We start from the raw sequence: 10900 nt of genomic DNA on the forward strand, positions 1-10900 counted from the left end.
TAGCTAAATCAGGGTTAATATATGATGGAAATTATAAAAGTACTTTAGTAAAAAAATAATGAGTTTTTACTTGTTTTTTGCCACAGTACTTTGTTAGCTAAGGTTTTTTCTTTTTGCGAACTACTCCTTTGTATATTTTCGAACGATTTGTTTTTCAGACGTTGTTTCATTTTTGACTTAAATGTCCAAAAAATCTCCGAGTTAAAATTTCGATCTTTTGCGCAAAGAGAATAAGTTTTAATTTAATTTTCGTGACATCATAATCGATTGATTTAATCAACTAATTTCGAGTTTTTTAAATTGCGAACAGTTCAGCCATAAGTTTTGCCATTCCGCTTATCAGCCAAAAGTTGAGGATTGCTATAATATTGATTTAATGATCAGAAGTTGGGTAAGCCTAAATTCGTGCGTAATGTTCCACAAGAGTAAGAAATTCCTGCGTAATATTCTTTAATCTTCCGCTTTAAATTCCAGCATAGTTTTGGTTTGAAAATAAGCACAGAAATTAGTGATTGCGTTGAAATTGTAAGTTAGCACCAAAATCTTTGCTAACGTGTTTATGTATGGTTAGTTGCGTGGTTAAGCAACTAAATTAGTAAACTTTTACGAACCCGTGAAAATTCCGCAGGAATTTTCGCAAGTAGGGAAGAACATAGCAATTAATTATACACGGTGTTGCCAGTAGTTTTTATTCAGATATAAACTTTTCAAATTCCGATTGATTTATTTTTTTTTCTATTCTTGGTTTTTCAAATTTTAGTTTTCCATTTTCCGTAACTGAAGCAACTTTATCATTAGGTTTCTCCATAAAATATTCGAACGCGTTATTGGTAAAATCATATTCCGACCATACATAAATATCTTTTTTGTTTTCATTTTTGTAATAGTCAGTTTCAGATTTTGCATTTAAAACTCCATATTCAACAACTTTCTTGAAATGTCCATTTTTTGAATTCTCATCATACCAAACCTTTTCGAATTGCTCTGACCATTCAGGAATGTGCTTTAGATTGTCTGATATTTGTGGGATTCCTAATTTCAACCGTTCAGAGTTATATTCAACTCCGTGAGTTTTATTTAAAGTAATGAAATAAGTGTACGCAGATTTAATTCCAAATATTATCAATAGAACAAAACAATATTCAATAACTTTTTTTCCAACATTTTTTAAAGAGAAATTAAATTCAGCTTTATCACTTTTATAATCCAGATAATATGCTCTGGAAATTGCAACAATAAAAATTCCAAGAAGTATTAATGTATATTCCATTTTCTCTAATTACTGGCAACGGTTTTGTGTATGATTAGTGGCGTGTTTAAGCACCTAATTTAGCAAATAAAAATCGAACAGAAAATCCGCGAGGATTTTCGTAAGTAGGCGAGAACCAGCCATTAATTATACACGGTGTTAGGGGCAGTTTTTATTTTATCCAACCGACAGATTTTCTCCATTTGTTGGATTCTTTTTTTCTTTTTTCAAAATCCTCTGGCGGTATTTGATTTTCCTTTCTTACTCTTTCTTGCATAATCTCAATTTGCTCTTTAATTGAATTGAACCCAAGATTTTTTCTACGCTGATTTACTTTTTCTATATCATCAACTTGATTAGGATTCATTTCTCCATTAATGTCCCAATCAAATTGAGTTCCATAGAGTTGGGGTTTATCTTCAAATACAGCTATTCGGTCAGCCAAATATGCAAGACTAATTGGGTCAGCTTTGTTTTCTTGAACAGCTTTTTTAAGCATTTCTGCCGACTTCTTCATAAAGTCAGGCTGTCCGATAGAATGTTGAATAATCAACCAAGCTGCTTCGCTTGCTTCTTTGCCAACTTTATCTATTGTCGGATATCCAATTTCGTCAATTATTTGACTCAATTCTTTTGCATTAGTATTGTGTAATGCTTCCATTTCTTCATTATATCCATTGGAAAGTTCTTCCTTTTTTATGAGTTCATTTCTAAGTTTTAGGTCCTTGTTTTTTAATTCAATAATCTTCTTAGCGATAACGGTGTTCATATACAGAGAAATTGTTTTATTAATTCAGGTCGGTTATTTCTGCAATTAAATCTACTTCCAATTTGGCGTTTGGTTCGTATAGCCTGCTAACTTGAACCCAACTGGCTGCTGGATAGTCGCCTTGATAGAAATTTTTTCGTGCATTATTGTGTTTTTTCATTTCCTCAATATCAGTCGTGTAGAGTGTTTCTTTTACAACATCCTTTGGGGGTGCTCCAAAAGCGTTCAAACATTGTTCAAGAGTTTTGTATAGTTTGGTTATTCCTTCAGGACTTAAATCAGATGTTGGAACTCCAGATATATAGATTGTATTACCAACTTTTACCACTTGAGCATATCCAGCACTTTCGCTTTGTTTAGCTGAATTGTCCCAATGCCATTTTTCCTTGATTATGGTATTCTTTTCAGGTTTGCCAATTACTTTCTGGTGGCTATTACTTTTATCTTGACATCCAATATTGACGTTCAAAATTAGCAGAATGAACAAGAACCATAACTTTGTTACTATACCTTTAAAGCTGATTTTGTCTTTCATCTTTCTCTTAGTTTTCATTTTATTCAAAGGCTGGTTTAAATTGCCCCTAACGTGTTTGTGTATGAAAAGTTGCGTTTTTGTGAGCGAGGATTTTCCGTAGGAAAATCAGACGTAACAAAAGAGTAACGATCTTTATTTAAGCACTAATGTAGCATTTTTTTATACACAGTGTTATGTGCTGAATTTTTTATAATGATATTTAGTTTTAGAATCTATTTCGCCATTAACAAAGGTTAATTCCTCAATTAAATTGTTTTCAGAATCGTATTTGTATTCAATTCTTTTTTTAACATTAGAATAAATCATTTCAATAATTTGTCCTATTTCATTATATTTTTTTGTCAAGTAAAGATTTCCTTTTCTCTTTTTATTTTCATAAATGAAAAGAGTGTTATCCTTTTTATCATTAACATATTTCGAAGTTGAAATTTTTTTCCGTTTGCTTTAAATCTTTCAGTTTTCTTTAATAATCCATTATTGTCATAATAATACTTGTAACTCAAGAAAAAGGTATTAAACTTCACATTTTTATTATATAATTCTGTATTCAACTTATTTTCATAAATTCTTTTTTGATGTGTTAATAGCTTACCATCTGGACTATGTTGAAAATTCTCTGTTCTATTTCCATTTTCATCATAATTGTAAGTCAAAATTGTAGATATTTCTCCAAATTTATAACCTGTCTGTTTATTCATTAATCCGTCAGAGTTATATTCAATTATGTATTGATAACGTATTTCACCATTTTCATTAAATCGATTATCTTTTATATGTTTTCCCTGATTATCATAAAAATCAATGTCTTTTAAAATACTATCGTTAGTATTTAAATTGAACTCATATTCTTGTCGTTCACTTATTTTATTATTCATTCGTATTTTTTTTTCCTCTTCAGTACTAATTTGACTGAATGAAATCAATGAATTTATTAGTAAAATGAATAATGTAAATTTTCTTTTCATAGGTTGCTCAATTTTGCACATAACGGTCTCGGCTATGAGTAGTTGCGTGGGTTATCACTTAAATTTACAAGTACACACCAAGTTGGAAATTCCACAGGAATTTTCAAAGTAGGCGAGAACCAGCAATTACTTATAGCCATTGTTGTAGGTAGTTTTTTTACAGTTATTTTTTAATAATTCAATTCCTTTTTTCTGTCCGAGTTCAGATAATTCATTCCAGTCTTTACAGGCTAATTCCAGTTTTCCAGTTTCAAAGAAAATTGCAGCTCTGTTATAAAGTGCATCTATGTTTTTTGGGTCTAATTCATAACTTTTGGTGAAATTTTTAATGGAACCCTCATAATCTTTATTCTGGTAAGACTTTATTGCTTTATTGAAATATTCTCCAGCTTTTTTAATTACTCTTGTGTCACCACCATAAAAATGGTCCAACTGATAGAAGGAATCAGTAAAAAACTTCATTGAAATTCCACGAAATGTTTTGGTTTTTTCGTCTTTTAAGACAAATGGCATTTCAAGCTTTTCAAGGTGTTCGAATTTATCTAACTTCCAAAGTTTATATGACTTGTCAATTACTTTTTTTACTCTTTTAATTTTACTCGAATCAGATGTGTTAGAGTAATTAATTGTTGTATTTATCTCCTTATTTTTTAAATCAATCGTGATAATTCCTTTAGCTTTAAAGTTACTGTGCTTTTTCTTAAAAGCTTTGTTCAGTTCAAGCATTAAACTCGACTTTAAAGTTGGTGTATAGAATTCATTTGCAACTTGATTTTTACTTTCTCCTTTTTCATCTTTAATTTCGCTAAATAATTTTTGTTCTCTAACCAAATAGAACCTCTTTAATTTGTCGTTTTCCATTCCGCTTATTCTTTCACAGAGAATCAGCGTATCATTTTTTACTCTTTCTATATCGTAGCCAGAAGTTGAAGATGTTTTGATAAAGTTTTGATTTAATGAGAATGGAAAACAAACCTCATTTACTCTATGGGTGTACACATTTCCAATTTTTTAAAAGTGTAATTAACGTAAGAAGAGTCAGTCAAGAAACGGTCAATTAAACTACTGCCGTCTTTCATCTCAATCTTATATTTTATCCAATCTCCATTCAATTCCGAAATATTGACTTTTTGACAATACGATTTGATTGTAATTAGAAGGAATAATAAAAGTATGTTTTTCGTCATTTTTAAATTACCTACAACGGTTTTGTGTATGGCGCGTTGCGGGAAATCAGCTATGATTTTCCGCCGTAACCCAAAGATAGCGAATAAGCGTTGAATTCCGATTAGGAATTCAGCTGCAATGAGCTATACACGGTGTTACCATACGTTTTTATATTTTTTTTAATTCAGTCAGATATTGATTTTTTATATTTTCAAATTTGTCAATCAAATCAGATTTCTCTTTTATAGAATTCAGTTTATTTGAGTCCGTCTTAAAAAAGTCAGATTTTTGTTCATTTTTAATTCGCTCTTGCTCAATAAATTTTTCAAGTTTATTTATAAATTCATTATTCAATTTAATCTCTTTGGAACTTATTTCCTCTTTTTTAAAATACTCATTTAGCAAGTATTCATAGCTTTCAATCCAATCCGTTTTATCAAAATCAGTTGTCTTTTCCTCAATTTTGTCTACTGTGAATTCTCCGATTTGAGTTTGGTCACTCCAAAAGTCAAGTTTTCCGTTTTCTAACCTCTCAATGTCAATATAGCAATTCAGATAATTGTTTAATTCCAAAATCAGTTTTTCTCGGTTTTCAATTCCGATAAGAGTTAGTTCGTTTTTTTTAAAATCAGTTGGATTAAATTCTTTTGAAAAAAAGTTACTCGAACTTAAATATAATTTGACTTCGTTAGCGTTATTTTCGCTCACGATTTTTATAAGTACAAACATTAAATTAGTTCCGATTATGCTCATTTCTCAAATGTATGGTAACGGTCTCGGCTATGAGTAGTTGCGTGGTTTAGCAGTTAACTTTGCAAGTACACACCAAACTGAAAATCCGCGAGGATTTTCAGAAGTAGGCAAGAACAAGCAATTACTTATAGCCATTGTTGGCTGTCTGGCTTTATTTTAGTGTACCTGTAAATTCAGTTTCAAGAAATTTTTGTTTCCATTCGCCATTTTCATAAACACCTACAATAAAGGCGTATGTTTTTTCATTTTTATAAATCCACATTTCAGTTACAAACGTTCCTCCGTAATCATACTTATAAATCAAATTTTTTCCGTCACCCTCAACGGTTCCTTCTGTTAGATTTCCAAAAATATCGAATTCCCAAAACCTTATTTTTTTTAATTTTTCATCATATTGTCGGATTCCGTGATTTCTCAAACCAAATTCAGTTTGTTCTTTATTTATGAATCCCATAGATTCTACTTTGATTATTTTGTTGTCCAATGAAAATTCCAAATTTATCTCTTGCTTAAATGTACTTCCATCTCCCCATTTTCCTTCAGCAATCCAAATATAATTTTCTAATGATTTGAAAATTGTCAAAGGATTATCTTGTGCTTTCAATCCTATTGGAATTAAAAAAAGTAGAATGATTAAATTTTTCATAGTTTCTTTCATTTTTTTCGTTTCAGCTGTCTCGTCCTGAAATATGGCTACAGGTTAAAATTGAATTAAGCTGATAATTTATATACCATATTAGGTGTTTTATAGTTTAAAGATAAATGTAATCTTATTTCGTTGTATAAATTAATTGCATTTTTTGCAGCTCTTTTCGCGTGTGCTACGTTATCAAAGGTCTGGTCGAGATAGAATTCGTCTTTTAATATGCCATTTACACGCTCAGCCATGGCATTTTCGTAACAATGATTCTCATCGGTCATACTAATATCTATCTTTTTTCTTTTTAATATTTGCGTGTATACATTACTGCAATATTGTATACCTCTGTCTGAATGATGAATAAGCTGATTAATGTTTTTGGCTTGATATATGGCTTTATTTAGTGCTCTTACACATCCTTTGAGTTCTAGGCTATCACTAAGGTCGTAGCCCACAATTTTACGAGAATACATATCAGTTATTAAAGCTAAGTAACAAAAACCTTTAACTGTTCTTATGTAGGTTATATCGCTTACCCACACTTGATTTGGCCTTGTAACTTCCATATCCTTTATCAAGTTATTGTATTTATAAAAACGATGATAAGAGTTTGTGGTTCTGGCACTGGTTTTCTTTCTAAGAGTAAGCATATTATGTTTTCTAAGGACATTAAATAAAGTGTCTCTGCCGACTTTTAAGTTGGCTTTTACAAAATCGTCTTTTAGTGATTTTTCGAGTTTACGCACTCCTTCTCTAGGAAGGGATTTACGTCTTTTACGTACAATTTCTATAATTTGTTGTTCTAATCTTAAACGCTTATCAGCTCTGTGCTTATACTTGTAATAAGCATCTCGTTTAAGTCCAAAACAATGGGTTATAGTTGTTAAAGAAGTAAATCCCTTATATTTCTCAATAGCTTTTGTTAAGGCTTTATACTTAGCTTTTTTTTTAGCTCATTAACTGATTTATAGCCTAGATCTTCTGCAGCTACTTCTAGGTAGGAATCCAATACCATAGCGTCAAGATCCTTTTTTAGTAATAGTTTTTTAAGCTGTTCAATCTCTTTTTGAAGGGCTTTGATTCTGGATATTTCGTCTTTAGTTTCCACTTTTACTCTTGTATCCATTAAGTCTTTACGATTATACTTTTTAATCCACTCATTGACTGTTGTAGGTGCAATAGAGTAGAGTTTACAAAGTTCGCTCTTTGTGTGTTTACCGGTTGTAAGTTCGGCTAAAATTTTCAGTTTGAAAGGTTCTGAATACCGTCTAATTACTTTGTCATTTTTGTACATAATTGTTTCGAATTATGTAGCCTTATTTCAGGACGAGTCAAGCTTGCAGCCAACGTGTTTGTGTATGGTTAGTTGCGTGGTTCAGCAACTAAGTTAGCAAACTTTCACGAACCCGTGAAAATTCCGCAGGAATTTTCGCAAGTAAGCAAGAACAAAGCAATTAATTATACACGGTGTTAGCTGTAGTTTTTATTTTTTATTATATTTTTTACAATAATCATTATGTCAGCTACTAAATATCCTCCAATTATTATGATTCCTATAATTCCTAATGGTCTTTGTCTTGGGTAATGTGACTCAGGATTTAAAATCATTAAAATACATAAATAAAGCATTAATAGACAGAATGGATAGAGCAATAGTCTTGTCAAAATCTTTGTAAAAGTCCATTCTTTAACCTTTTCTTTCTTTAATTCCGTTTTCGGTTTATTTATAAGTTCAGGATTATTTTCGCGTTCTAAATTTTCTATGGCATCTTTTAATTCGTCAGTCAGAATTTTTGTCTCGTATTTTTTTGCTTTTGACATTACTAAATGCAATAAAATTCCAATTATAGTAATTCCGATTATTCCAATGATGGCAGTCTTAAATTCAGTCGTAAATAACAAAACCAAAGCAAGTACAATAAAAAATCCGATTGATATTTTATTCAGAAGTTTGTGATAAAGATTCTTTTCAGTTTTTATTCCGTTCAGTTCTCCATCTTGGTTAAAAGTCAGATGAAAAATAGGATAAGCTCTTCTTAAAAAATGTGCTGACCTCCAAATTAAAAGTTCATTCGGTTTTATTTCTCCGCTGTATTTTGTTGTGTTGTAAAAAAACGCATCGTTCCAATGATTTTTCAGAGTACTTTTTTTGTTCTGAATAATTAATTTTTCGATGTCTTTTTTTTCTACCATAAAGTTTTGTTCAAATTACAGCTAACGGTCTTGTATATGAAAAGTAGCGTGTAAAGAAACGCTTACTTTTCCGACTAAAATAACGTTATTAAATGAGCAATACAATAATATTTGGCACAGAATTAGCTATTTTTTATATACGTTGTTAGCCATAGTTATTTATATTTGCTTAATATTTTGTAAATTCACATTATAAAACTGTTGTTCGAGATGGAATGTTTATCACATAAATCAGAAATTGTTAACACTTTTTCTAATGTCAGAAGTTTTTCTTATCAAGAGAAGAAAGCTCCTTTAATGGACGAAGAAAGAGTGAATTCACTTTTGGACGCTATTCTTGATTTTAAAAGTAGTTTAAAAGAAAAGACCGATAAGATTTATAATGTCAGTGAAAGAATTGAAAAAATCACTTGGTTTAATGAGTTAGACGAAGAAAGTTTAATGCTTTTAAATGATTTAATTTCATCTGCTAAAGATTTAAGAACTTCTTTAATCAGACAATTTATTTCAATGAATTCTTTTAGAAGAAAAGGAATCGCTAAAGAAGAAATAAAAGATTTCAAAAATTCTATTGATGAATTAAAAGAAGCCTATGAGGACTTAGAATCTGTATTTTTCTTTCTTCCAGAAATGCCCGATTTTGTTGAAACTACTTCAAAACTTTCTCTTGTGTAGATATGAAATTGTATTGTTTAGAAGATTTTAAGGTTGAATTTGATAAATTAAAATCTAAAAAATCCTATAAAACAATAGAGCAAGAAATTATCACTTATTTTTTTGGAAAGTCAACCGAACAGCTTTGTTCAGGTGTAAGATTAAACCACAGTATTGATGTTCCATATATAAAAAAGAGATTAGGTGGTCGAGGTGGTTTTAGAGTTTACTTTTTATTAGTAATCAAAAATGATTCTTTGTATTTAATGTTTGTCCATCCTAAAACAGGTTCTCAAGGTTCGGATAACATTACGGATGAATCAAAAGCTTATTTATATAAAAAAGTTTTAGAGTGTATCCAGTCAGAAGATTTATATAAATTGTCTTTAGATGACTCCAAAAAAACAATCAAATTCGATAAATTAGTTAGCGTTCGGTCATAATTATGGCTAACGGTCTAGTGTATGATTTCGTTGCGTGTTTAAGCACTAAAGTTAGTAAATAAATCACAGATAGAAAGTCCGCGAGGACTTTTGTAAGTAGGCTATAACTAGCAATGAATTATACACATTGTTGTGCAACGTATTTTTATATTTTCTTTATAATCCAATTCGATATTTTTTCAATTCGGAATATTATTATTAGTGTCAAAATCGTTTTTAGAATATAATTCGCTATCGCAAAATCAGGTAATTCAATTTCTTCATTTCCATTCATGCTCGAAATAAATTTAGAACAGTATTCAACTAGATCAGGAATTAGATAAATCAATTTCGCTAACCAAATAATTCCGACTGTCAATAAAATCACTTTTGTCAGAGATTCAGCGTTCAGTTCCGTTTTTATTTCATTGTCCGCTTTTATTAGTTTTTTAGCAATCCATTCCGCTTTCACGAATAGAAATATTGAAAAGACAATATTCGCTATTGTCAGAAATGTTCCAGTAAAATAGAATTTGTCAATCGATTCACTCAACAATTCGTCAAATCGAGCCATAGTAGCAGTTCCGTAAACTGAAAAAAAGTAAGAACCAAAATGGTCAAAAATTTTCGTGAATAAATATATTCCAGCTATTCTAATTGTAAGAGCTGTTAAAATTCGGTTTGTCATTAACTTTCGGTTTTGGTCATATGTTGCACAACGGTCTCGTATAAGATTAGTTGCGTGGTTTAAGCAACTAATTTAGCAAATAAAAACTGAATAGAAAATCCGCTAGGATTTTCGTAAGTAGGCTAGAACCAAGCAATTAATTTTATACATTGTTGGGTGTAGTTTTTTATTCAGTCAATCTATTTTTCAAATCCATTCGTTCGTGTAAAATTCTGATTACCTCAATTTTATTTTCTGAAAGTGATTGATAAAATATAATGTGTTTTCCGGATTTTAGTCCAAGTAAGTTTTTGTTTATTCCGTAATATTCTTTTCCAACGTCTGGATTTTCTCCAATTCCATTACAAGCAATTTTTATTGTCGCATAATATTTGTCTGCTTGTTTTTCTGACCATTTTTCAAAAGTATAGTCCCAAATGTCGTTCAAATCATCTATGGCTTCTTGTCTTAATATTACTTTAGCCATTTTTTCGTTTTTCAGCTTTTAACCTTTTTAGATTTTCGTCAAAGTCAAAATCTTCAACTAAAGGACTGTTCAATCCTTCTTGAATTGCATTTCTCAATGCGATTACTTTACTTTCTTCATTTTCCAATAATCGAAGTCCAGCTCTGATTACTTCGCTTACGTTTTTGTAACGCCCAGCAGAAACCTGAGTTTGCACAAACTGGTCAAAATAATTTCCGAGCGATATTGATGTATTTTTCATTTCGTTTTAATTTTACTCAAATATACCAAATTTTGGTAAAATAGTCAAATTTTTAGATTTTCGTGTATTATACTGAAATAGGTTGACTCTTTTTGGTTCAAATTTAGACGTTCAAAAGATTTTTTTTAAGCCGTTTAGAAGGCAAAAAAATAATTTGA

16 protein-coding genes are annotated in these 10900 nt (G+C 30.3%); 2 read left to right on the forward strand and 14 right to left on the reverse strand.

From position 1 onward, the window contains the following. Positions 1-688 precede the first annotated feature (688 nt). The 11 genes from C8N41_RS16345 to C8N41_RS16390 all read right to left on the reverse strand — a co-directional run bounded on the left by C8N41_RS16345 (position 689) and on the right by C8N41_RS16390 (position 8271). On the reverse strand, positions 689-1270 hold the full coding sequence (locus C8N41_RS16345; RefSeq protein ID WP_115840047.1) for a hypothetical protein: 582 nt from the start codon (positions 1268-1270) through the stop codon (positions 689-691). Positions 1271-1421: 151 nt separating this feature from the next. Continuing rightward, positions 1422-2018 (reverse strand): DUF6624 domain-containing protein, encoded by a 597-nt coding sequence (locus tag C8N41_RS16350; protein ID WP_115840048.1) that lies wholly within the window; start codon positions 2016-2018, stop codon positions 1422-1424. 19 nt (positions 2019-2037) lie between these two features. After that, positions 2038-2553, reverse strand: coding sequence for a RidA family protein (locus tag C8N41_RS16355; protein ID WP_115840059.1), 516 nt, complete (start codon positions 2551-2553; stop codon positions 2038-2040). Between the two features lie 171 nt (positions 2554-2724). Next, on the reverse strand, positions 2725-2898 hold the full coding sequence (locus tag C8N41_RS17035; RefSeq protein ID WP_170137145.1) for a hypothetical protein: 174 nt from the start codon (positions 2896-2898) through the stop codon (positions 2725-2727). After that, positions 2895-3518: a hypothetical protein gene (locus tag C8N41_RS16360; protein ID WP_147298978.1), complete on the reverse strand. Its 624-nt coding sequence runs from the start codon at positions 3516-3518 to the stop codon at positions 2895-2897. The genes C8N41_RS17035 and C8N41_RS16360 overlap by 4 nt, the downstream gene beginning before the upstream one ends. A 126-nt stretch (positions 3519-3644) precedes the next feature. Further along, positions 3645-4517: a tetratricopeptide repeat protein gene (locus tag C8N41_RS16365; protein ID WP_147298979.1), complete on the reverse strand. Its 873-nt coding sequence runs from the start codon at positions 4515-4517 to the stop codon at positions 3645-3647. A 336-nt stretch (positions 4518-4853) separates the two neighbouring features. After that, entirely contained in the window at positions 4854-5438 is a 585-nt protein-coding gene (locus tag C8N41_RS16370; protein ID WP_115840051.1) for a hypothetical protein, read from the reverse strand. A gap of 151 nt (positions 5439-5589) precedes the next feature. Beyond that, complete coding sequence (locus C8N41_RS16375) at positions 5590-6096, reverse strand: hypothetical protein (protein ID WP_115840052.1); 507 nt, start codon at positions 6094-6096, stop codon at positions 5590-5592. Positions 6097-6149: 53 nt separating this feature from the next. Further along, positions 6150-6992, reverse strand: a complete 843-nt coding sequence (locus C8N41_RS16380) for an IS3 family transposase (protein ID WP_115840053.1) — start codon at positions 6990-6992, stop codon at positions 6150-6152. Between the two features lie 8 nt (positions 6993-7000). Continuing rightward, complete coding sequence (locus tag C8N41_RS16385) at positions 7001-7372, reverse strand: transposase (RefSeq protein WP_115840054.1); 372 nt, start codon at positions 7370-7372, stop codon at positions 7001-7003. A gap of 176 nt (positions 7373-7548) precedes the next feature. After that, complete coding sequence (locus tag C8N41_RS16390) at positions 7549-8271, reverse strand: hypothetical protein (RefSeq protein ID WP_115840055.1); 723 nt, start codon at positions 8269-8271, stop codon at positions 7549-7551. A 210-nt stretch (positions 8272-8481) separates the two neighbouring features. On the opposite strand from C8N41_RS16390, the gene C8N41_RS16395 reads away from it, so the two are divergent. Both C8N41_RS16395 and C8N41_RS16400 read left to right on the forward strand, forming a co-directional pair. Then, positions 8482-8946 (forward strand): hypothetical protein, encoded by a 465-nt coding sequence (locus tag C8N41_RS16395; protein ID WP_115840056.1) that lies wholly within the window; start codon positions 8482-8484, stop codon positions 8944-8946. 2 nt (positions 8947-8948) lie between these two features. Beyond that, positions 8949-9368, forward strand: a complete 420-nt coding sequence (locus C8N41_RS16400; protein ID WP_115840057.1) for a hypothetical protein — start codon at positions 8949-8951, stop codon at positions 9366-9368. 145 nt (positions 9369-9513) lie between these two features. Here the strand turns inward: C8N41_RS16400 and C8N41_RS16405 are convergent, their stop codons facing one another. The 3 genes from C8N41_RS16405 to C8N41_RS16415 form a co-directional block, all read right to left on the reverse strand. After that, positions 9514-10035, reverse strand: coding sequence for a hypothetical protein (locus tag C8N41_RS16405; RefSeq protein ID WP_249033296.1), 522 nt, complete (start codon positions 10033-10035; stop codon positions 9514-9516). A 166-nt stretch (positions 10036-10201) separates the two neighbouring features. Beyond that, entirely contained in the window at positions 10202-10501 is a 300-nt protein-coding gene (locus C8N41_RS16410; RefSeq protein WP_115840058.1) for a type II toxin-antitoxin system RelE/ParE family toxin, read from the reverse strand. After that, on the reverse strand, positions 10494-10742 hold the full coding sequence (locus tag C8N41_RS16415; RefSeq protein ID WP_019036946.1) for a type II toxin-antitoxin system ParD family antitoxin: 249 nt from the start codon (positions 10740-10742) through the stop codon (positions 10494-10496). Before C8N41_RS16415 ends, C8N41_RS16410 begins: the two co-directional genes overlap by 8 nt. Positions 10743-10900: the final 158 nt, after the last annotated feature.

This window comes from Winogradskyella sediminis (assembly GCF_003387355.1).
Lineage (GTDB): Bacteria > Bacteroidota > Bacteroidia > Flavobacteriales > Flavobacteriaceae > Winogradskyella > Winogradskyella sediminis.